The 21,877-nt window shown below is 72.1% G+C and carries 18 protein-coding genes and 1 riboswitch; of the genes, 6 read left to right on the top strand and 12 right to left on the bottom strand.

Features of this window, described 5'->3' with window-relative positions; translation table 11 throughout:
* Positions 1-30: 30 nt before the first annotated feature.
* Positions 31-1,308, top strand: coding sequence for an ATP-binding protein (locus tag ACOWU6_RS13710; protein WP_282980100.1), 1,278 nt, complete (start codon positions 31-33; stop codon positions 1,306-1,308).
* Between the two features lie 128 nt (positions 1,309-1,436).
* Here ACOWU6_RS13710 and ACOWU6_RS13705 read toward each other — a convergent pair whose 3' ends face one another.
* From ACOWU6_RS13705 to rlmN, 3 genes are all read right to left on the bottom strand, one after another.
* Positions 1,437-2,351 (bottom strand): cytochrome b/b6 domain-containing protein, encoded by a 915-nt coding sequence (locus ACOWU6_RS13705; RefSeq protein WP_421076020.1) that lies wholly within the window; start codon positions 2,349-2,351, stop codon positions 1,437-1,439.
* A gap of 100 nt (positions 2,352-2,451) precedes the next feature.
* Positions 2,452-3,465 carry an aldo/keto reductase family protein gene (locus ACOWU6_RS13700; protein WP_271174340.1) on the bottom strand — a complete coding sequence of 338 codons (1,014 nt, stop codon included), beginning with the start codon at positions 3,463-3,465 and terminating at the stop codon, positions 2,452-2,454.
* 126 nt (positions 3,466-3,591) lie between these two features.
* A complete protein-coding gene (gene rlmN, locus ACOWU6_RS13695) occupies positions 3,592-4,842 on the bottom strand; it encodes a 23S rRNA (adenine(2503)-C(2))-methyltransferase RlmN (RefSeq protein WP_282980105.1) in 1,251 nt (416 codons plus the stop codon).
* Positions 4,843-4,902: 60 nt separating this feature from the next.
* Here rlmN and ACOWU6_RS13690 point away from each other — a divergent pair, with 60 nt between their 5' ends.
* Complete coding sequence (locus ACOWU6_RS13690) at positions 4,903-5,628, top strand: phosphotransferase (protein ID WP_421076019.1); 726 nt, start codon at positions 4,903-4,905, stop codon at positions 5,626-5,628.
* Between the two features lie 7 nt (positions 5,629-5,635).
* Here the strand turns inward: ACOWU6_RS13690 and ACOWU6_RS13685 are convergent, their stop codons facing one another.
* A complete protein-coding gene (locus tag ACOWU6_RS13685) occupies positions 5,636-6,475 on the bottom strand; it encodes an SDR family oxidoreductase (RefSeq protein WP_421076018.1) in 840 nt (279 codons plus the stop codon).
* Positions 6,476-6,692: 217 nt separating this feature from the next.
* On the opposite strand from ACOWU6_RS13685, the gene ACOWU6_RS13680 reads away from it, so the two are divergent.
* Complete coding sequence (locus tag ACOWU6_RS13680) at positions 6,693-7,952, top strand: Nramp family divalent metal transporter (RefSeq protein WP_421076017.1); 1,260 nt, start codon at positions 6,693-6,695, stop codon at positions 7,950-7,952.
* A gap of 12 nt (positions 7,953-7,964) precedes the next feature.
* Here the strand turns inward: ACOWU6_RS13680 and ACOWU6_RS13675 are convergent, their stop codons facing one another.
* The 4 genes from ACOWU6_RS13675 to ACOWU6_RS13660 form a co-directional block, all read right to left on the bottom strand.
* Positions 7,965-8,963, bottom strand: a complete 999-nt coding sequence (locus tag ACOWU6_RS13675) for an aldo/keto reductase (protein ID WP_421076016.1) — start codon at positions 8,961-8,963, stop codon at positions 7,965-7,967.
* Positions 8,964-9,028: 65 nt separating this feature from the next.
* On the bottom strand, positions 9,029-9,814 hold the full coding sequence (locus tag ACOWU6_RS13670; protein WP_271174346.1) for an energy-coupling factor transporter transmembrane component T family protein: 786 nt from the start codon (positions 9,812-9,814) through the stop codon (positions 9,029-9,031).
* Positions 9,811-11,295: an ABC transporter ATP-binding protein gene (locus ACOWU6_RS13665; RefSeq protein ID WP_421076015.1), complete on the bottom strand. Its 1,485-nt coding sequence runs from the start codon at positions 11,293-11,295 to the stop codon at positions 9,811-9,813. The genes ACOWU6_RS13670 and ACOWU6_RS13665 overlap by 4 nt, the downstream gene beginning before the upstream one ends.
* A gap of 1 nt (position 11,296) precedes the next feature.
* Positions 11,297-11,917: an ECF transporter S component gene (locus ACOWU6_RS13660; protein WP_421076014.1), complete on the bottom strand. Its 621-nt coding sequence runs from the start codon at positions 11,915-11,917 to the stop codon at positions 11,297-11,299.
* Positions 11,909-12,019: riboswitch (TPP riboswitch) on the bottom strand. (Overlaps the previous gene by 9 nt.)
* Positions 12,020-12,084: 65 nt before the next feature.
* Between ACOWU6_RS13660 and ACOWU6_RS13655 the strand changes: the two genes are divergently transcribed.
* A complete protein-coding gene (locus tag ACOWU6_RS13655) occupies positions 12,085-13,476 on the top strand; it encodes a D-alanyl-D-alanine carboxypeptidase family protein (protein ID WP_421076013.1) in 1,392 nt (463 codons plus the stop codon).
* Between the two features lie 264 nt (positions 13,477-13,740).
* Here ACOWU6_RS13655 and ACOWU6_RS13650 read toward each other — a convergent pair whose 3' ends face one another.
* Positions 13,741-17,196: a bifunctional proline dehydrogenase/L-glutamate gamma-semialdehyde dehydrogenase gene (locus ACOWU6_RS13650; RefSeq protein WP_421076012.1), complete on the bottom strand. Its 3,456-nt coding sequence runs from the start codon at positions 17,194-17,196 to the stop codon at positions 13,741-13,743.
* Between the two features lie 99 nt (positions 17,197-17,295).
* Here ACOWU6_RS13650 and ACOWU6_RS13645 point away from each other — a divergent pair, with 99 nt between their 5' ends.
* Both ACOWU6_RS13645 and ACOWU6_RS13640 read left to right on the top strand, forming a co-directional pair.
* Positions 17,296-18,195 (top strand): LysR family transcriptional regulator, encoded by a 900-nt coding sequence (locus ACOWU6_RS13645; RefSeq protein WP_271174351.1) that lies wholly within the window; start codon positions 17,296-17,298, stop codon positions 18,193-18,195.
* 59 nt (positions 18,196-18,254) lie between these two features.
* A complete protein-coding gene (locus ACOWU6_RS13640; protein WP_421076011.1) occupies positions 18,255-19,241 on the top strand; it encodes a nuclease-related domain-containing protein in 987 nt (328 codons plus the stop codon).
* 25 nt (positions 19,242-19,266) lie between these two features.
* Here the strand turns inward: ACOWU6_RS13640 and ACOWU6_RS13635 are convergent, their stop codons facing one another.
* The 3 genes from ACOWU6_RS13635 to ACOWU6_RS13625 all read right to left on the bottom strand — a co-directional run.
* Positions 19,267-20,199, bottom strand: a complete 933-nt coding sequence (locus ACOWU6_RS13635; RefSeq protein ID WP_421076010.1) for an aminotransferase class IV — start codon at positions 20,197-20,199, stop codon at positions 19,267-19,269.
* 21 nt (positions 20,200-20,220) lie between these two features.
* Positions 20,221-21,180, bottom strand: a complete 960-nt coding sequence (locus ACOWU6_RS13630; protein ID WP_421076009.1) for a phosphotransferase enzyme family protein — start codon at positions 21,178-21,180, stop codon at positions 20,221-20,223.
* Between the two features lie 51 nt (positions 21,181-21,231).
* A partial coding sequence (locus ACOWU6_RS13625) for a DUF222 domain-containing protein (RefSeq protein ID WP_421076008.1) occupies positions 21,232-21,877 on the bottom strand: 646 nt, incomplete at its 5' end.

Genomic DNA, 21,877 nt, shown 5'->3' with positions numbered 1-21,877 from the left:
CGAGAGCGACCGCTGCCGCCAGGAGGCATCATGAGCCGTACCCGCATCCGCGACTTCCACGACGACGATCTCGACGGGATCGTCCGACTGTGGGAGGACTCCCACGACGATGACGCACCCGTCTACGCACTGTCGGAGGTCATCGCGTCGTGCCAGGCCGACCACGCGGTCGTCGCCGTGCGCGACGACGAGATCGTCGGCGCCGCCGTCGGCCGTGCCGCGCACGCGCAGGGGTGGGTGGTGTTCTTCGCGGTGGCGCCGCACGAGCGCACCGACCGCGTCGAGGCAGGGCTCCTCGACGCGCTTGAGCGGCGGATGGCTCCGCTCGGCCTGGGCAAGCTGTCGATCCTCGTCGCGGACCGCGCGGGAGCGATCGACGGCCTCACCGCGAACGGATTCGAGGCGCGCACGCAGCTGCGGTACCTCGAGCGCCAGATGCCCGTGCAGCGTCGCGAGCTCGATCTGCTGAAGGGCGTGGGTGGGCGCATCCTCCCCCGCCACCTGTGGGATGCGGTGAGCGGCATGCAGCTCGAGAAGGACCTGCTCGAGGAACGGCTCGTCGTGCCGCTGTCGCGCCCCGACCTCGCCGATCGGTTCGGGGTCGTGCCGCCGCGCGCGGTCATGCTGTTCGGACCTCCCGGCACGGGCAAGACGACCTTCGCGAAGGCGGTGGCCTCGCGCCTCGACTGGCCGTTCGTCGAGCTGTTCCCCTCGCGCCTGTCGGGTGAGCCGGGCGGGCTCGCCGCGGCCCTGCGCGCGACGTTCGAGATGATCGGCGAGCTCGAGCACGCGGTCGTGTTCATCGACGAGGTCGAGGAGATCGCGGCACGGCGTGGAGGCGAGCCGCCGTCGCCCATGCAGGGCGTGACGAACGAGCTGCTGAAGCTCGTGGCGGAGTTCCGCGAGCGCGAGGGGCGTCTGCTCGTGTGCGCGACGAACTTCGTGCGCGCCCTCGACGCGGCGTTCCTGCGACACGGCCGGTTCGACTACGTGATCCCGATCGGGCTCCCCGACGAGGAAGCCCGTCGGGCGATCTGGCGCCGCTACGTGCCGTCGCAGCTCGTCGACGGACTCGATCTCGACGCGCTCGTCGACGCGAGCGACGGCCTCACGCCGGCCGACATCGAGTACGCCGCCCGACGCGCGTCGCAGGAGGCGCTGGCCCGTGCCCTGCGCGACGGCGAGATGGGAGAAGCGGATCTCGGCACCGACGACTACCTCGCGGCGCTCGGCGCGACGCGCGCGACCGTCTCGGAGGAGACGGCGCGCGAGTTCCGCGACGACGTGCAGACCATCGCGCGGCTGTGACGGCGCCCGGCCCCGGCCGCGGCCCCGGCCCCGGCCCCGGCCCCGGCCGCCGAGACTAGCGTCGGTCGTCGAGGCCGGTGCCCGGAGCGCTGGTCTCGACGACGGACGCTAGTCTCAGGCAGCCGCGGCTACTTGCGCAGGCGCACGTCGCCGAAGCGCCGGGCGAACGCCGCGATCCACGCGTCGTTGCGGATGGCGAACCAGCCGACCACGAGGGCCACGACCGAGAGCGCGAAGATCCCGAAGCCGAGCCATCCGTCGCCGTCGTTCCCGGCGTACATCGTGTTGAGGTTGCGGAGCATCCCGGTCGTGAGCACGAGCCCGACGTGCACGACGACGAACGCCACGAAGAACAGCATCGTCGGCCAGTGCAGGGCCTTCGCGAGGCGCTCGGGGAAGAGCGCGCTCAGACGCTCGCTCTGGCGCGGCCAGAAGGCGCTCAGGCGGAACCCCGTGATCGCCGCGAGCGGAGCGGCGAGGAAGACGATCGCGAAGTAGCTCAGCTGCTGCAGCGCGTTGTAGTTCGTCCAGCCGTCGTGCGTCGGCCAATCGAAGGACGCGTACTGGATGAGCGCCGACAGCGCGTTCGGGAAGACGTCCGCGCTCGTCGGCACGATGCGCGCCCAGTGACCCGACGCGAACAGGAGCACGACGAAGACGACGCCGTTGACCAGCCACAGCACGTCGACCGCGATGTGGCCCCACAGTGCGAGACTCATCCGGCGCTTCTTCACGCGCTTCGACGACCACAGCCCTCCGGCCACCTTCTCGTTCCGCACACGCAGCCCCGACCGGATTATGAGCACCAGGAAGAACGCGTTGAGGAAGTGCGTCCACGAGACCCACGCGGGGATGCCCGGGGTGACGAAGTCGGGGAGCGTCGAGTCGCCGGGGTACGCGCGCAGGAAGTCCGCGACGGGCTCCAGGCTGGCGACGACGCGCACCGCGGCGACACCCGCGGCGGCGAGGACGAGGAGACCGGCGGCGCCCAGCAGGTACGCGAGCGCACGCGGCCATGGCGTGCGGGGGCGGGGGGACGTCACGAGAAGATCATGCCAATCGCGGCACCTCATCCGGAAACCGGATGAAACACAACGCACACGGAGGGCTCGCGGCCTCTCGGCCGCGAGCCCTCCGTGTGGTTCAGACCAGTCGGGTCTTGGGCGAGACGCCGTACGTGTCCTCGGGGTCGTCGTTCACGACGCCCTCGAGAGCCGCGTCGATCGCGGCCAGGACTCCGGGCTCGAGGACGACGCCCGACGCCTTGACCGTGTCGGCGAGCTGCTCGGGACGCGAGGCGCCGACGAGCGCGGCCGCCACGTTCTTGTTCTGCAGCACCCACGCGATCGCGAGCTGCGGCATCGTGAGACCCAGGTCGGCCGCGATCGGCTTGAGGCGCTGGACGGCGGTGAGCGTCTCCTCGGTGAGGAAGCGCTGGATGAATCCGGCGCCGCTCTTCTCGTCGGTTGCGCGGCTGCCGGCCGGCACGGGCTGGCCCGGCAGGTACTTGCCGCTCAGGACACCCTGCGCCATGGGCGACCAGACGATCTGCGAGATGCCGAGCTCCTCGCTCGCGGGGACGACCTTGCCCTCGATGACGCGGTGCAGCATCGAGTACTGGGGCTGGTTCGACACGAGCTGGAAGCCGAGCTGCTTCGCGAGCGCGTGGCCCTCACGCAGCTGCTCCGCCGTCCACTCCGAGACGCCGATGTACAGCGCCTTGCCCTGGCGGACGACGTCGGCGAACGCCTGCATCGTCTCCTCGAGGGGCGTCTCGTAGTCATAGCGGTGCGCCTGGAAGAGGTCGACGTAGTCGACGTTCAGGCGGCGCAGCGATCCGTGGATGCCGTCGAAGATGTGCTTGCGGCTGAGCCCGGTGTCGTTCGGCCCCTTCGGACCGATCGGGAAGTAGACCTTCGTGAAGATCTCGAGGCTCTCGCGACGCTGCCCCTTGAGGGCCTCCGCGAGCACCTCCTCGGCCGCGGTGTTGGCGTACGTGTCCGCGGTGTCGAACGTCGTGATGCCGGCGTCGAGGGCGGCGTGCACCGTCGCGATCGCCGCGTCGTTCTCGACCTGGGAGGCGTGCGTCACCCAGTTGCCGTAGGTGATCTCGGAGACCTTGAAACCGCTGTTGCCGAGGTAGCGATAGTTGACCATGCCTTCACGCTAGCCGCCCCTGATGGCACCTCGGCGCGAATCCGGAAACCGCTTGCTACGACTCAGCCCGCGGCTGCCGCAGCCGCCTGGTCGTCCTCCGTGGCGGTTTCGTCTCGCTTCGCTCGCTCAGCCCGCGGCTGCCGCAGCCGCCTGATCGTCCTCGGTCGCGACGAGCTGACCGCACGCGCCGTCGATCTCCTTGCCCCGGGTGTCGCGGATGGTCGTGGGCACGCCCGCATCGTTGAGGCGGCGGACGAACTCCATCTGCACCGAGCGCTCCGACGCGTCCCACACCGAACCCGGCGTCGGGTTCAACGGGATGGGGTTCACGTGCACCCATCCCTTGCCGCGCGCGTTGAGCTTCTCGGCGAGGAGGTCGGCGCGCCACGCGTGGTCGTTCATGTCGCGGATGAGGGCGTATTCGATCGAGACGCGGCGTCCGGTCGCGTCGAAGTAGGCGCGCGCGGCATCGAGCGCCTCGTCGACCTTCCAGCGCGAGTTGACGGGGATGAGCTCGTCGCGCAGCTCGTCGTCGGGCGCGTGCAGCGACAGCGCGAACGTGACGGGGATGTCCTCGGCCGCGAGCTTGCGGATGGCCGGGACCAGCCCCACGGTCGACACCGTGATGCCGCGGGCGCTCATGCCGAGGCCCTCCTTCTTGTCGACCATCACCCGCACCGCCTGCATGACGCGGGCGTAGTTCGCGAGCGGCTCGCCCATCCCCATGAAGACGATGTTCGAGACGCGCTCGGCGCTGTGATCGTCGGCCTTCTTGCCGCCCAGCTCGCCCGACGCGATGACCTGGTTCGCGCGCACGATCTGGTCGACGATCTCGGCTGCCGACATGTTGCGCGTGAGACCCGCCTGCCCCGTCGCGCAGAACGGGCAGTTCATGCCGCAGCCGGCCTGCGACGACACGCACAGCGTGATGCGCCCGGGGTAGCGCATGAGCACCGACTCGACGAGCGCTCCGTCGTGCAGCCTCCAGAGGAACTTGATCGTGTCGCCGCCGTCGGTCTGCAGGCGGCGCACCTCGGTCAGCAGCGGGGGCAGGAGCCCCGCGACGAGCTCCTCGCGCCCTTCCGCGGGGAGGTCCGTCATCGCGGCGGGGTCGCTCGTGTAGTGCGTGAAGTAGTGCTTCGCGAGCTGCTTCGCCCGGAAGCCAGGGAGGCCGAGCTCCTTGACCTTGGCGACGCGCTCCTCGGGCGTGAGGTCGGCGAGGTGCACAGGGGGCTTGCCCCGCTTCGGGCTCGCGAACTGCAGGAGCGGGCGACCGCTCTCGTCCTTCTGCTGCTGCCACCCCTCCGTGCGCGGGCGCACCTGCCGCACGCCGGTGCTCGTCGGGCGTGTCGTCGTGCTCTCGGGGCGCTCGGTCATTCCTCCAGGGTAGAGCCCCGCCCTGCGAAGCCGCTGGTTCCGGCAGGGCAGGATGGCTGCATGAGCATCCCCGTCGACGACATCGCCGTACCGGACCGCGTGCGCGCCCTCGCGGGGCCCGCGCGGCTCGAGCCCGCCTGGCGGAACGAGCTCGGCGGTCTCACCTTCCGCACCGACGACGGGCGGTACATCAAGTGGGGCCCGCTCGACCTCGAGACGTCCATGGCGGACGAGGCCGAGCGGCTCGCGTGGGCGGTGCGGTGGGCTCGGGTTCCCGAGGTGATCGCGCACGGATCGGATGGCGCGCACGAGTGGATGGTGACGCGCGCGCTCCCGGGGCGGAGCGCGGTCGCACCGCGGTGGCTCGCCGACCCCGCGACGGCCGTGCGCGCCGTGGGCGAGGGCCTGCGGGCGCTGCACGAGGCGCTCCCCGTCGCCGAGTGCCCCTGGTCGTGGCAGGTGCCCGACCGTGTGTCCAACGCCGCGCGCCGCGGCATCCGCGTGCCCGACGCCCTCCAGGCCGCGCCGCCCGTCGACCGGCTCGTCGTCTGCCACGGAGACGCCTGCTGCCCGAACACCCTCGTCGACGACGCGGGCCGGTGGGCGGGTCACGTGGATTTCGGCGCGCTCGGCGTCGCCGACCGCTGGGCCGACATCGCGGTGGCCGCCATGAGCACCGAGTGGAACTACGGCCCCGGTTGGGAGGACGCGCTCGTCGAGGCCTACGGCGTCGCGCCCGACCGCGAGCGGATGGCGTACTACCGCGATCTGTGGAGCGCCACGTGAGCCGCGGCTAGAGGAAGACGTCGGGGATGAGGTCCTCGTCGGGCGTCCCGGGCACGGCCGCGTAGCCCGAGAGGTCGGTCACGCCGGCGTCGGCGAGCACGTCCTCGACGATGAGCGTCTGGCCCGAGTACGCGCGCGCCGGCTGGGTGAGCACGACGTGCGCCGCGTCGGCGTAGATCTCCGGCGTCCGGCTGCGCGCCATCATCGCGTCGCCGCCGATGACGTTGCGCACCGCCGCGGTCGCGATGAGCGTCTTCGGCCAGAGCGCGTTCGCGGCGATCCCCGCGTCCGCGAACTCGGCGGCGAGCCCGAGGGTCGCCATGGTCATCCCGAACTTGGCGATGCTGTAGCCGGGATGGGCCCCGAGCCACCGCGGCGTGACGGTGAGCGGCGGCGAGAGCGACAGGATGTGCGGATTGCCGCTCTCGCGCAGGACGGGGATGGCGGCCCGGCTCAACATGAACGTCCCTCGGACGTTGACGTCCTGCATGAGGTCGTATTTCTTCGCCGCGAGGTCCTCCGAGCCGGAGAGGTCGATCACGCTCGCGTTGTTGACGACGGCGTCGATGCCCCCGAACGTCCCGACGGTCTCCATGACGGCCTGCGCGATCGCGTCGTCGTCGCGGACGTCGCCGACGATCGCGAGGGCCTGGCCGCCCGCGGCGCGGATGGCGTCCGCCGCGGTGTGCACCGTGCCCTCGAGCCGCGGGTGCGGGCTGTCGGTCTTCGCCAGCAGCGCGACGTTGGCCCCGTCGCGCGCGGCGCGCAGCGCGATCGCGAGTCCGATGCCGCGGCTCCCGCCCGACATGAGGATCGTCCGCCCTGCGAGGGAACCGTCCTGGATCATCCGCTCTCCTTCGAACGTGCCTGTGGCGCGCGGGCGCGCGCGGGTCCATCCTGCCCCCGCGCGGCACCGACGGACGAAGGCGTTATCGGATGCGCACAACGCGGCCGCCGCGCTCCCGCCCGCGCACCACCCCGGAGCGGATGCGCCGATCCGCCGCGATCTGCCGTTAGCGTCGGAGTGCGCGGGCCGTGCCGCGCCGCGAGACGAGGAGGTTCGCATGTCGACGTCGCCTGAGCAGACCCCGAAGTGGAAGGTGATCGGCCCCGGCCTGGTCGTCGCGGCGACCGGCGTGGGCTCGGCCGACATGGTCGCGACCCTCGTCGCGGGCTCGAACTACGGCTACATGCTCCTGTGGGCCGTGGTCCTCGGCGTGATCCTCAAGATCGTGCTCGTCGAGGGCGCGGGTCGGTACACCGTCGCCACCGGCCGGACGATCTTCGAGGGGTGGCGCTCGCTCGGGCGCTGGCCCGTGTGGTACTTCGCCCCGTACATCGTCATCTGGGGCTTCGTGTACGCGGCGTCGGCCATGAGCTCGACCGCGCTCCCGCTCGTCGCGCTGTTCGGCGGCGAGACCTGGATGTGGGCGGTCGCGATGGGGCTCGCCGGCTTCGTCCTCATCTGGTTCGGCAAGTACCGCTTCTTCGAGCGCATCACGGCCGCGCTCGTCGGCCTCATGTTCGTGACGATCGTGATCCTCGCGATCATCGCGGCGCCCAACGTCTTCCAGGTGCTCACCGGCCTCGTCCCTCTCCTGCCGGATGCCCCGAACGGCATCTTCTACACGCTCGCGCTCGCCGGCGGGGTCGGCGGCACGATCACGCTCGCGGCGTACGGCTACTGGCTGCGCGAGAAGGGGTGGGACCAGCCCCGCTTCCTCCGCGTCATGCGCATCGACAACACGGTCGCGTATGTCGTGACCGGCATCTTCGTGATCTCGATGCTCATCGTCGGGGTCGAGGTCGTGCAGGCGGCGGGCGTGGCGCTGGCATCCGGCGACCAGGGCCTTCTCGAGCTCGACGCCGTCCTGCGCGAGCGCTACGGCGAGTTCATCGGCGTGTGGTTCCTCGTCGGCTTCTGGGCCGCGGGCTTCTCGTCGCTGCTCGGCGTCTGGAACGGCGTCTCGCTCATGTTCGCCGACTTCATGGGCAACATCACCGGCAAGGGCTCCGATCACGCCGACTCCCGCGGACACGGCAAGTGGTTCCGCGTCTACGTGCTGTGGCTGACGTTCCCGCCCATGCTCATGCTGTTCCTCGACCAGCCGATCTTCCTCGTGCTGCTCTACGGATTCCTCGGCGCGCTCTTCATGCCCTTCCTCGCGATCACGCTCCTGCCCATCCTCAACACCGATCGCGTGCCGACGGAGTTCCGCAACCGCTGGCACCACAACGTCGCGCTCGGCATCACGGCCGTGCTCTTCATCGTGCTCGGGGTGTACCAGGCCTGGAACGCGATCGCGACGGTCATCGCGGGCTGAGCCCGCGCCGCCTCACCAGCGCGGGTGGATGGCCTCGCGCAGGTGGGCGTCGTAGATCCGGCGCACGCCGGCCTCGAACGCCTCGCCGAGCGGGGAGACGGAGCCCGCGGCTGCGTTGCTCCGCGCCTGGGCGATCGAGCGGGCGCCGGGGATGACGCTGCTCACGCCGGGCTGCTGCCAGAGCCACGCGATCGCCGCCTGCGCGGGCGACACGCCCTCGGGTGCCTGCTCGGCGACGAGCGCGCTGAACTCGCGCGCGGCCTGGACGCCGGTCGCGTAGTCGACGCCGGAGAAGGTCTCGCCCACGTCGAAGGCCTCGCCCGAGCGGTTATATGTGCGGTGGTCGTTCGCCGCGAACGAGGTCGTCTCGTCGTACCGCCCTGACAGGAGACCCGACGCGAGCGGCACCCGGGCGATGATCCCGACCCCGGCCTCCTGCGCCGCGGGGAGCACCTCGTCGAGCGGCTTGAGGCGGAAGGCGTTCACGATGATCTGCACGGTCGCGACGTTCGGCCGCGCGATCGCCGCGAGCGCCTCCGCGACGGTCTCGACGCTCACGCCGTAGTGGGCGATCGCCCCCTCGTCCACGAGCACGTCGAGCGCGTCGAAGACCGCGTCGTCGGCGTACACCGACGACGGCGGGCAGTGCAGCTGGACGAGATCGAGAGTGTCGACGCCGAGGTTGGCGCGCGACCGGTCGGTCCACGCCCGGAAGTTCTCGAGCGTGTAGTTCTCGGGCACCTGATCGACGCGACGGCCCATCTTCGTCGCGACCGCGATGTCGTCGCGCAGACCGCGCTCGTCGAGGAAGCGGCCGATGATCTGCTCGCTGCGGCCGTCGCCGTAGACGTCGGCGGTGTCGAAGAACGTCACGCCGCCCTCCGTCGCCGCCGCGAGCACGCCGAGCGCGTCGGCCTCCGACACGTCGCCCCAGTCGGCGCCGAGCTGCCACGTGCCGAGTCCGACGACAGAGACGTCGCGTCCGGTTCGTCCGAGTGTCCTGTGCTCCATGTCCGCCTCCGCGTCGTGGGTTGTCGAGCCGCGTCCGATTATGCCCGCCCGCGAGGACACCGGGCTCAGCTCGGGCCGAGGATGAAGTTCCACGCGCCCGTCGCGACCGCGACGGCGACCGCGGTGAGCGAGATGCCGAGGCCGATCGCGAGGAGCATCCACTCGCGCGCGCCCCAGGGCGAGCGGCGCGCCCACGTCCGGGCGCGGTCGCTCCCGAAGCCGCGCGCCTCCATCGAGGTCGCGAGGGTCGCCCCGCGACGCAGGGCGAGGACGACGAGGGCGAAGGCCATCCCGAGGACGCGGCGCACGCGGCCGGTATCGGCGACGCCGCGCGCACGACGGGCGAGCTCGAGCTCGCGCCAGTCGTCGAAGAGGAGCCCGACCAGGCGCATGCCGCCGAGCGCGCCGAGCACGAACCGCGCCGGGAGCCGCACGCGCTGCGCGAGACCATCCGCGAGATCGGTCGGATCGACGGTCGCGAAGAGGACGACGCCGGGCAGCGCGAGCGCGAGGATGCGCAGGCACGTCGCGGCGGCGAGGGCGAGCGATCCGTCGCTCACGCGCACGAGCAGCCACTCGAAGTGGACGGTGCCGCTGGGCTCGCCGTACAGCGCGATCGTCACGGCGGCGAGCGGCGCCGCGATCCAGACGGGCGCGGTGCGGCGCCAGAACGTGCGCGCGTCGACGCCGGCGGCGAGGAGCAGCGGGATCTCGAGGAGGAGCGCGACCGCCGCCGAGACGACGTCGATCGTGAGGATGAGCGGGAACGCGATGAGGAGCGCGGCGCCGAGCTTCGCGACCGGGTTCACGTGCGCGAGCGGGCCCCGAGGGATGGGCGGCGCTGGGATCATCCGAGCACCCCCGCTCCGTCGAGGCGGTGGACGCGCGCGTCGAGGGCCGCGAGGACGTCGGCGTCGTGCGTCACGGCGACGACCGCCGACGGAGCGGCGTCTGCTCCGTCGCGCAGCCGCGCGATGATGTCGACGAGCTCGGCCCACGTCGTCGCGTCCTGGCCGAACGTCGGCTCGTCGAGGACGCAGACGCGCGGCCGGGTCGCGAGCATGGCCGCGACCGTGAGGCGGCGCTTCTCGCCGCCCGAGAGGGTATGGGGGTTGGCGTCCGCGAGGTGGGCGAGGCGCAGCGCGGCGAGGAGCTCCTCCCCGCGCGCCGAGATCTCCGCGTCGGGCACTCGGAGCGCGCGCATGCCCACCTCGAGCTCGGCGCGCACCGTGTTCGCGAGGAGCTGGTGATCGGGCGACTGCAGCACGGTGCCGATCCGGGTGAGGAGCTCGCGCGAGCGCCATCGGATGGGCGCGGGGCCTGCGCCTGCCGCGAGTTCGGGTGCCGCCGCCACTCGGCCGTCGACCGGCGGCAGGAGCCCTGCGAGCGTGCGCGCGAGGGTCGACTTCCCCGCGCCGTTGCGGCCGGTGATGCCGAGCACCTCGCCGGGGCGCACCTCCAGGTCCACGGGGCCGGCGACGGCCGTGTCGCGCAGGCGCCCCACCTGCAGCGCTTCCGCAGCGAGGAGAGGAGCGCCCGGCGCGTGGCGCGGCGGGCCGGGGCGACGCGGCGGGATGCCCGGCACCCACACGCCGCCCGACGCGAGCTCGGCGCCACGTCGGGCGAGGACGACCTCGGGCGTCCCGTCCGCGACGACGCCCTGCTGCCCGCCGCCGAGGACGATCACGCGATCGACGACGGGAAGCCACACGTCGACCCGGTGCTCGACGACGACGAGCGTGGCGCCCGTGTGCGCGACGACGCGCGACACCGCGTCGCGCACCTCGACGACACCCTCGGGATCGAGGTTCGCGGTCGGCTCGTCGAGCAGCAGGAGCCCGGGGCGCATGGCGAGCGCACCGGCGAGGGCGAGGCGCTGCTTCTGCCCGCCCGACAGGGCGGACGTCGAGCGGTCGAGCGGCACGTCGAGGCCGACGATCGCGAGCGCCTCCCGCACGCGCGACCAGATCTCGTCGTGCGGGACGCCGAGGTTCTCGCACCCGAACGCGACGTCGTCCCCGACGCGCGCGAGCACGGCCTGTGCGTCGGGATCCTGCTGCACGAGCCCGGTCCGTCCGCGTGCGGCCTCCGGCGGCGCGCCGTCGACGAGAAGACGGCCCGCCTGCTCTCCCTCGTCCTCCCCGCCGAGCACGCCGGCGAGCGCCTGCAGCACAGTCGACTTGCCCGATCCGCTCGCTCCGAGGAGCAGCACGCGCTCCCCCGGCCGGATCGACAGCGTGACGTCCTGGGCCGCCCATGCCAGGCGCGTGCCGTACCGCCATCCCCACCCCTCGGCGAGGATGCCGCAGGGGCGGGTCTCCGCGGCCGTCACGTCAGACGCGTCGCGCGACGTCGCGCCCCGCGGCGAAGCGGCTGAGCGCTCCGGTCGCCGCGAGTGCGCGCACGATCGCCCAGCCGCCGAGGCCGGCGATGACGGCGCCCGACAGCGTCGTCGACGCGATGTAGATGGCCGTGAAGGCCGCGTCGGCCCCCGCGTACCAGTTGACGATGTCGTTGATGCCGCAGGCGAGGCCCGCCGCAGCGCCCGCGAGCGTCGCGACGACGGGGCCGAAGGCGCGGTACAGGAAGATCGCGAGGACGATCTCGGCGCCGAGGCCCTGCACGAGGCCCGAGACGATCGTGAGCGGACCCCACTGGTTGCCGACGAGCGCCGAGATCACGGCGGCGAGCAGCTCGGTGTAGAGCGCGGCGCCCGGCTTGCGGACGACGAGTCCGCCGATCACGCCCGCGATGAGCCACGGGCCGGCGACGAGGCCGCCGAGCCCGGGCAGGAGCGGGCTGAGCAGCGTGCTCGGCAGCTCGTAGGCGATGTTCCAGACGAGGAACACGACCGCGCACGCGACGCCGATCACGCTCGCGACGACGATGTCGACGACCCGCCACGTGAAGCGGCGGCCGGTCGCGGTCTGTCCTGCGGAAACGGACGTGGACATTCGTTCTCCTTCCTTCGCCGGCATGACCCGGATCAGGTTCGACGGTCGACGCGCGGCTCGCGTCCTCTCAGTCCGGCTCGGCGGACTCCCGTGTGATGTGGGCTGATTCTACTCGCATCCCACGAGCCGCTTCCCGTCTTCGCAGGAGCAGCGGGTACCGTATGCGGGTGGCAATCGACGACATCCCTGCGGCGGAGACCGCGCCGTCGCAGGACGCCGCTGCGGCGCTCACGGCGCTCGGCTGGGTCGACCCCGACGCCGTCGCCGCCTCGCGCACGGCCGGCGCGCTTCCCACGAGCCGCCTCGTGCCCGTCGAACCGTCGCTCCTTCCGCCGCGCACCCGCCGCCGGTTCTGGCTCGGGCCGACCGTCACTCTCGGCGTGCTCGCTCTCGGCTACGTCGCGTCCTGCGCGGTGTGGCCGCTCACGAACGTCGCCCCCACCATCTCGGATCTCACCGTCGAGACGCCGATCGGCGAGGAGTTCCCCGTCACCTGGCCGGAGGACGGCATCGCCGCCCTCGCTGCGGAGGGCGGCCCCGGCGGCCCGATCGCCTCGAGCGACGAGGCGCTGCCGATGGCGAGCATCACGAAGATCATCACCGCGCTCATGATCATCGAGCGCGAGGGCCTCGAGCTGGGTCAGGATGGGCCGTCCTACGCCTTCACGCAGGCCGACAGCGACGAGTACTGGGCCTATCTCACGGCCGATGAGTCGTCGCTCGATGTCCCCGTGGGCGGCACGCTCACGCTGCACGAGATGCTCCAGGGCGTCATGCTCGGGTCGGCGAACAACTACGTCGACCGGCTCGTCCTCGAGTTGTGGGGCACGCAGGAGGCCTGGCTCGCCGACGCGCAGGCCTGGCTCGCGCAGCACGAGCTCACGGGCATCACGGTCGCCGACCCGAGCGGCATCGACCCGGCGAACACCGCCGACGCGCGCTCGCTCATCCGTCTCGCCGAGATCGCGCTCGAGGATCCGGTCCTCGCGAGCATCATGGCCGAGGACTCCGTCGTGCTCCCGGGAGCGGGGCTCGTCGAGAACTCGAACCCGCTCATCGGGGACGAGGGCGTGGTCGGCCTGAAGACCGGCTCGCTGTGGTCGACGGGCACGCAGTACTGGAACCTCCTGTCCGCGAAGGAGGTCACGATCGGCCAGACGAGCGTGACCCTCTACGCCGCGGTCGTCGGCCAGCCCGACGACGACAGCCGCGCGATCGTGAGCCGCGAGCTCCTCGCGCAGCTCGAGGAGGGCATGCAGCTCACGACCGCGGTCGCCGCCGAGGTGCCCGTCGCGCACGTCAGGACCGAGTGGGGCGCGCAGAGCACGATCGTGACCGCCGACGAGGCCCAGGTGATCTCGTGGCAGGGCGTCGCGCCATCCACCGATCCGTCGTACGAGGTCGAGCTCGGAGCCGAAGCCGGCGACGAGGTCGGCACGCTGGCCGTGCAGGGCGGTATGGACGACACGAGCGTCGCGCTCACCCTCACCGACGACGTGCCCCCGCCCTCCTTCTGGTGGAGGCTCACGCACCCGCTGTCGCTGCTCGGCCTCGACTGACCCGACCGACCGAAGCCGACCAAGCATGTCTCGCTCGGCGCGGGAAGCCGACCGAGCATGTCTCGCTCGACACGGGAGGCCGGCCGAGCATGTCTCACTCAGCGCGGGATTCGGCCTCCCTATCCCGCCGGGAGTGAGACATGCAGATCGGGCGGCATCCAGAGCGGGCGACCTGCGGGGCGGGCGACATGCAGATCGGGCGAGGCGCGGACGGACGGGGTGACAGAGGCGGACCGCCCCGGGAGGGAGCGGCCCGCCCTCTGATCAGGCGTCGGCGAGACCGGGAACGACGTACCGCCGCTCGTTGCCGAACCGGTGCGCGGTGATCGACACCGCCTGCTCGTGCAGGAACGGCAGCATCTCCACGCGGCCGGCCGACGTCACGGGACCGTCGTACACCGCGACGTTGGGGGCGCCGTCCGTCGCCGCCACGACGTCGGCGAGCGCACCGCCGAGGAGGCGGATGCGCCCGCCCGTCTGGGCGAGGCGCGCCGCGCGAGCCGCCCACGCCTCCGCATCCTCGAACGCCACTTCGACGCCCGCGTCCGTCAGCCACGTCGCGACCCGCTCGGGAAGAGCGGTCGGCGTGCTCACGACGAGCTCGGCGCCGACACGCAGCCCCGCGGCCGCAACGCGCACGAGCTCCGTCGGCGGGCGTCCGTCGAAGCGGATCGTCACGGGAACCGGCGCGTACCGGAGCACGTTCTGCTCGAGCCGGAGGCCCTGCACATCCCGCGCGACGCCGAACTCCTCTGCGAACGCGACGACGTCGGTCGCGAGTGCCCTCTCGAGCCACTCCGCGCCATCCGCGGCGCCGAGCGCCTCGACCGCGCGCCGTGCCGCGCCATCCGCCCTGCTCGCCGTCGCGACGGGCGCATCCGTCCAGGTGCCGAGCCCGAAGAGGTAGCTGGGGCCGCCGGCCTTCGTCCCGGCGCCGACCGCCGACTTCTTCCAGCCGCCGAACGGCTGGCGCTCGACGATCGCGCCGGTCGTGCCGCGGTTCACGTAGGCGTTGCCGACGTCGATGCGCGAGAGCCACCGGGCGATCTCGTCCTCGTCGAGGGCGTGCAGCCCCGACGTGAGGCCGTAGTCGACGGCGCGCACGAGGTCGATCGCCTCGTCGAGGGTCTCGGCCGTCATGATGCCCAGCACCGGGCCGAAGTACTCCGTGAGGTGGAACTCGCTGCCGGGCTGCACCCCGTCGCGGATGCCGGGCGTCCACAGGGCGCCGGAGTCGTCGAGCTGCTTCGGCTCGCGGACCCACGTCTGACCGGGCTCGAGCTCGGTGAGGGCTCGGCGGAGCTTGCCCTCAGCGGGGCCGATGAGAGGGCCGATCCGGGCGGCGGCCTGCCACGGCATGCCCACCTCGTAGCCCTCGACGGCGTCGACGAGCTGGCGGCGGAACCGCTCGCTGAGGGCGACCGATCCCACGAGGATGACGAGCGACGCCGCCGAGCACTTCTGGCCGGCGTGGCCGAACGCCGAGTACGCGACGTCCTTCGCGGCGAGGTCGAGGTCCGCCGACGGGGTGACGATGATCGCGTTCTTCCCGCTCGTCTCGGCGAGGAGCGGGAGGTCGCGCCGGAACGACCGGAAGAGCTCGGCGGTCTCGTACGCGCCGGTGAGGATGACGCGCTCGACGCGCTCGTGCGACACGAGACGGCGCCCCAGCTCGTTCTCCTCGACCCGCGCGAGACGCAGCACGTCACGCGGGACGCCCGCCTCCCACAGCGCCTCGGCGAGCACGGCGCCGCAGCGTCGCGCCTGCGACGCCGGCTTGAGGATCACCGGCGACCCTGCGGCGAGCGCCGCGAGGGTCGAGCCTGCGGGGATGGCCACGGGGAAGTTCCAGGGCGGCGTCACGACGGTGAGGCGGACGGGCTCGAACGCGGCCCCATCGACCTCGGCGAGTCGCAGGGCGCTCTCGGCGTAGTAGTGCGCGAAGTCGATCGCCTCGGAGACCTCGGGGTCACCCTGCTCGATGACCTTGCCGCACTCGGACCCCATGACCTCGAGCAGCTCGGCGCGCCGGGCCTCGAGGATGTCGCCCGCGCGATGCAGGATCGCCGCGCGCTCCGCGGGGGCGAGCGCACGCCATCCCTCGCCCGCCGCGACCGCGCCGTCGACGACGGCGTCGACCTCCTCGAGCGTGCGGAGTGTGTGCGCGGCGAGCGTCTCCTCGCCCAGGGTCGACGCCGCCATGCGGGCGCGGATCTCCGCGGCCCAGGCCCGGTTGCCGGCGATGCTCGGGTCGCTGTCGGGCGCGTTGCGGAAGCCGTCGCGCGGACCCTCGGGCTGCGGCTCACGGCGATCCTGCACCCGGTTGGACGGGGGCACGTCGCTCGGCATGAGGTCGATCGACGCGAGGAAGCGGTCGCGCTCGCGCGCGAACAGGGCGGGATCGGCGTCGAGGTCGAACACGGCCGACATGAAGTTCTCCGGGCTCGCGCCCTCCTCGAGGCGGCGGATGAGGTACGCGATCGCGACGTCGAACTCGTCGGGGTGCACGACCGGCGTGTAGAGGAGGAGCGACCCGACCTCGCGGCGCACGACCGCGGCCTGAGCCGTGGCCATCCCGAGGAGCATCTCGAACTCGAGGCCCGGGCCGTCGGCGATGCCGCGGCGCTTCGCGAGCAGCCATGCGAGCGCGATGTCGAAGAGGTTGTGGCCCGCGACGCCGATGCGCACCGATCGCACGCGCTCGGGGTGCAGCGCGTAGTCGAGCACAGCCTTGTACGACGCGTCGCTGTGCTGCTTGCTCGGCCAGGTCGCGAGCGGCCAGCCGTGGGTCTCCGCGTCGACCTGCTCCATGGGGAGGTTCGCGCCCTTCACGACGCGGACCTTGATCGGGGCGCCGCCTCGCGCGACGCGCTCACTCGCCCATTCCTGAAGGCGCATCATCGCGCCGAGCGCGTCGGGGAGGTATGCCTGGAGGACGATGCCGGCCTCGACGTCGTGGAACTCCGGGCGCTCGAGAAGGCGCATGAACACCGCGAGCGTGAGGTCGAGGTCCTTGAACTCCTCCATGTCGAGGTTGATGAACGTGCCGTTCGCGCGAGCGGCCGTGTAGAGCGGCGCAAGCGCGGCGACGGCGTGGTCGACGGCCTCGTCGAACGCCCACGGGCTGTGCGGCGCGACGGTCGAGGACACCTTGATCGAGACGTAGTCGACGTCGTCGCGCTCGATGAGGCGTCGGGTTCCGGCGAGGCGCTTGTCGGCCTCGCGCTGGCCGAGGATGGCCTCGCCGAGGAGGTTCACGTTGAGGCGGATGCCCTTGCCGCGCAGGCGCGCGAGCGTCGATCCGAGCTTCTCGTCGCGCGCGTCGACGATGAGGTGCCGGACCATCCGGCGCAGGACGGCGCGGCTCGCGGGCACGACGACGCTCGGGAGGACGGGCGCGAGCGCGCCGCCGAGACGGATGAGCCCGCGCAGCGGGGCCGGCAGGAAGCGCGGGATGAGCGGCACGAGGCCGGCGAGACAGCGCGCGGCGACGCGCGTGTCCTCGGGGCGCACGACGCCGTCGACGAAGCCGACGGTGAAGGCCAGGCCGTTGGGGTCGCGGAGGACGCCGGCGAGGTTCTTCGCGGCCGCGTCGACCTTCTCGTCGCGCGCCTCGCGCAGCCAGGTGCGGACGAGCGCGATCGCCTCCTCCGCGAGCTGCGGGTCGATGCCGGGGACGTGTGCCGCCTCGTGAGCGGATGACGGGGGTGCGATGGTCATGGCGAGGTCTTTCTCGAGAGGATCGCTCTCATTGTGCGACCGTCGACCATCCGACAAAAGCGCACGTTTTCGGGCATGACCTTTCGATATTCTCGAACGATGGCGACTCCCTGGAACAGCCGCGGTCTCCTGCTCCTGCACGAGCTCCGGATGCGCGGCACCCTCTCGGCCGTCGCGGCCGCGCGCAGCTACAGCGCATCGACCGTGTCGCATCAGCTGCAGCAGCTCGAGAGGGAGGTCGGCCTCCCCCTCCTCGAGCCCGAGGGGCGAGGCCTGCGCCTGACGGCAGCGGGCGAGGCGGTCGCCCGCCACGCCGCGCAGCTGCTCGCTGCCGAGGAGGCGCTGCGCGGCGAGCTCGCGGCCCTGGCGCCCGACGCGGCGCCGCTGCGGATCGCGGCGCTCCAGACGAGCGCGCGCACGCTCATCCCCCGCATGCTCGACGCCCTTCGCGACGCCCTCCCCGCGCTGCGCGTCGAGGTGATCGTCACCCCTCCCGAGCACGGCCTCTTCGAGACCGAGGCCGGGGGCTTCGATCTCGCGATGGCCGAGCAGTACCCGGGCCATACTCGGCCGCATCGCGCCGGTCTCGACCGCGAGCTGCTCGGCCGCGACCCGATCCGCTTCGCCGCGGGACCCGCGAGCGGCATCGCGTCGCTCTCCGACGCGCGCGAGGCGGCCTGGGTGATGGAGCCCGAGGGGACAGCCGCCCGCGCGTGGGCGGTGCAGCAGTGCCGGGCTGCGGGGTTCGAGCCCGACATCCGGTACGAGGCGACGGACCTCTCCGCGCACCTCCGTCTCATCGCCGCTGGGCATGCCGTCGGGCTCATCCCGGGTCTCGCCGTCGCGGCCGACGAGGCAGAGCCGCGGCTCGTGGACCTGCCCGGCTCGCCGCACCGCGAGATCTTCACCTCGACGCGCGTGTCGGCACAGCGTCTGCCCGGGCTCCGGATCGCTCGCGACGCCCTCGCGGAGGCGTTCCGCTCGCTCCCCGAGACCTGAGTCGCACCTCAGCGGGACGCCGCGACGAGGATGCCGCCGAGATGTGATGGGCTGGAGTCGTGGATGAGACGCAGTGGCTGTGGGTGGCAGGCGCGGGGTGCGGTGTGCTCCTCATCGCGGTCGTGGTGCTCGTCATCGCGAACCGCCGCGGCAGGGAGCGCGCACGTCGTCGAGTGGCGGAGATCGAGGTCGCGAGCGCGACGCGCGCCGCGGAGCTGACCCGCGCGCATGAAGACCAGGTCGCGACGCTGGCGGCCGAGCACGAGAGCCGGCTCGCCGCGGTATCCGACGATCACGAGCGCGAGACCATGCGACTGCGCGCCGAGACGGCGGCGTCGATGGAGGTGGCGCGCCGCACGCGCGAGACGCTCGCGACGGGGCTGAAGTGGGAGGCCGCATCGCGTCGGCTCATCCTCGCCGCGTGCGAGCAGCTCGGTCTTCGCGGGAGCCTCCACACGAACGTCGTGTTCATGCCCTCCGACGCGCTCGAGACGCGGACCTTCGTCACGCAGATCGACCACGTGCTCCTGCTCGACGGCGCGCGGCTCGTCATCGAGAACAAGCGCTGGCAGGGCGTGCTCTTCGACGGCGTGCGGCCATCCGCCGTGCACGAGGCGTTCGGCAAGCTCGTCGACGAGAACGACCTCGGCGAGCACTTCGCCGTGCAGCTGCGCCGCGATCCCGAGTCGCCGCAGTCGATCACCGTGAACCGCCATCTCGGCGAGCGGGCGCCCGTCGTGCAGGTGCGGCGTCAGGCGCAGCAGCTCTCGCGCTTCGTCGAGCAGGAGCTGTCGGAGCCGATCTGGTTCGACACCTGCGTGCTCTACTCGCACGAGCGGGCCGAGGCGCACCTCCGGCAGCGAGACCAGTCATCGGGCGGAGCGAGCACGTGGGTCGTCGCGGGCGCCGACGGACTCGTCGCGTGCCTCAAGTCGTTCGCGAGCCGGACCGGCAACGACGACACGCGGCGAGACGACGCGGCCCTGTTCGAGACGCTGTCCGCCCTCGGCGCCGACGCCACGCGCTTCGGGGCCGACGAGAGCTGACCGGGCGGGCGCGTGCGCGCGCTTCTCAGCCCGGGACGTGCGCGCGCGTCCAGGCGTCGATCGCTGCGCGCTCGGTCTGCATGAACGCGTTGATCGCGTCCGTCGCGGCACGATCGTGCGCGATGGCGCGCCCGTCGATCGCGGTGACGGACTGCACGAACGATGCGCCCATCATCCACACCTGGTCGGCCGCGTGCAGCCGCTCGACCTCGACGTCCTCGTAGGCGACCTCGAGGCCGTTCAGCGACGCCCAGGCGAAGAGCTCGACCTGCGTCGTGCCGTGGAGGATGCCGATCCGCGGATGCGGCGTCACGACTCGGGCGCCCTCGCGCAGGACGATCGACGACTGCGGCCCCTCCAGAACGAAGCCGTCGCGGGTCACGTAGACGCCGTTCTGGGCTCCCCGTCGCTCGTACTCGCGGCGCGCCGCCATGTTCGTCGCATACGAGAGGGTCTTGGCGCCGAGAAGCAGCCACGGTGCGCGCTGAGCGGAATCGCGCAGGAGCTCGCGCTCGAGCGTGGCCACCTCGATCTCGGGCTTCTTGGGAGCGAACCCGGGGTCGATGATCGCGAAGACGGTCGGGGACGTCGGCACATCGACCGCCGACAGGGTCGCATCGGCCCCGCGCGTGATCACGAGCTTGATGTGGGCGCGGGCGATCGGGCTCATCCGCCGGATGGCCGCGCGCACGAACAGGTCGAGTGCGCGGACGTTCGGGGCCGGCAGGTCGAGCGCGGCCGCTGACTGGAGGAGGCGCCGCACGTGGAGGTGCCAGGCGAGCGGCACGTCGTCGACGATCGTCGTGGCCTCGAAGACGCCGTCGCCGCGGAGCAGCCCGAGGTCGAACGCGGACACGCTGGCGGCGGCGGGGTCGATCGCGCGGATGTCGGGCTCGCCCGCGAAGGACGTGTCGAGGAGCTGGTCGGCCCGCCCGAAGAAGACTCCGAAATCGGTCATGGGATCACGCTAGTGCCGGGTTCAGCGGAGCGCGGCCGCCCACTCGGACGGATCACCGCCGAACGGGATGGCCATGAGCCCGTGCCAGAGGATGAGAGCTTCGAGCCATGCGCGCTCCGCTTCTCCGAGGGCTCTCACGGACTCGTACCCGCGCCGCAGGCTCTCGCGCGTCGCCTCGGAGGTCGGCCGCCAGTCGGTGAACCGGGTGCGCAGGTACACCGACGCGCGCGCGAGGTCGTTCACCCGATGTGAGGTCGCGACCTCGTCGAGGTCCAGTACGGCGGCGACGGTGGAGCCGCGGGTCAGGATGTTCGCGGCCCGGAAGTCGTTGTGCACGAGCTGGGGCGTGTCCTCGAGGTCGGGCAGGTCAACGAGGAGCGCTTCGAGCCGCGAGGAGGCCTCCGGAACCTCACGTCGATCGTGGTGCGCGAGCCAGGTTCGGATCCGTGCTCGCGGGTCGCCGACGTCCACCTGGAGGGCGCTGTCACCGCTTTCGCGGCCCAGGGCGTCGTGGAGTCGAGCAAGGCACTGCCCCGCAGCGTGAACGGCGTCCAGATCAGCCGTGTCGAGCCAGACGCCCGACACCTCGGGGAGGACGGCCATGGAGAGCGGACCGCGCGGGCCGTCCTGCACCGCGCGGGCACGACGTTCCGTCGTCAGGATCGGTTCCGCCACGGGGACCCCGCGCGCCGCAAGCGATCTGAGGATCTCGGCGGAGGCAGCCAGCCGATCGAACTGCTCCGTCGCGCAGGACCATTTGACGACCAACGGGCCGCTGCCGCTGCGCACCCAGACGATCGCGTTGCGATCGCTGATCACGAGACGGGCGACGCCGTGCAGACCGATGCCCCACCCCTCGCGCAGCGTGACCGAGAGCCACTCCGAGGCGTCGGGAAGACCGGTGAACCCGAACCGTTCGAGAAGCGCCGCGTCGGGAGAGGTCTGCTCCCACAGCATCGACAGGCCAGCAGGCAGGGTCATGCAGCGATGCTACGGGGAGCAGATCTGGGGACGACCCTCATGGTGCGGTGGTCAGCATCTGAGGTGTTGGGTGAGTTTGGTGTGGAGTCGGGTGCGGGAGGTGGGTGCTGGTCGGTGGCGGTGGTGTCGGTCGATCCAGTTGGGGGCGGCGATGTAGGGCACGCCGTGGCGCATGTGGATGTTCCAGCCGGAGGTGTCGAGGTGGTGGTGGTGCCACCAGCAGAGCAGGACGCCGTTGTCGGTTTCGGTGGGTCCGCCTCGGGCGTGGTCTTGGACGTGGTGGATCTCGCACCAGGCGGCGGGGATGGTGCAGCCGGGGATGATGCAGCCTCCGTCGCGGGCGACGATGGCTTTGCGTTGGGTGGGGGTGAAGCAGCGTTGGATGCTGCGCAGCTCGAGGATGCGCCCTTCGGGGCTGAACACGGCGCGGAGGATGTCTCCGGTGCATCCGATCCGGCGGGCCACGGTCGCGGGGACGGGCGCGTCGACCCCGTCGAGGTGCGCGATGCCGTGCCGCGGGCGGGCGAACGCGGAACCCGGGCCGTCGCCGGTGGGGTTGGTGGTGGTGAGGTCGTCGGCGGTGATGTGGATCATGACGGTGGGGGCGGCGCCGCCGAGGGTGGGGGTCTCGGCGGCGCGTGAGGCGGCCTGGATCATCGCGAAGAACGCGTCGTGGCGTTTCTGTCCGGGGGTGCGG

The organism is Microbacterium sp. SA156 (genome assembly GCF_049065455.1).
Taxonomy (GTDB): Bacteria; Actinomycetota; Actinomycetes; order Actinomycetales; family Microbacteriaceae; genus Microbacterium; species Microbacterium barkeri.
Note: the sequence above shows the minus strand (reverse complement) of the source record. Positions and strands in the feature narration are given on the sequence as shown.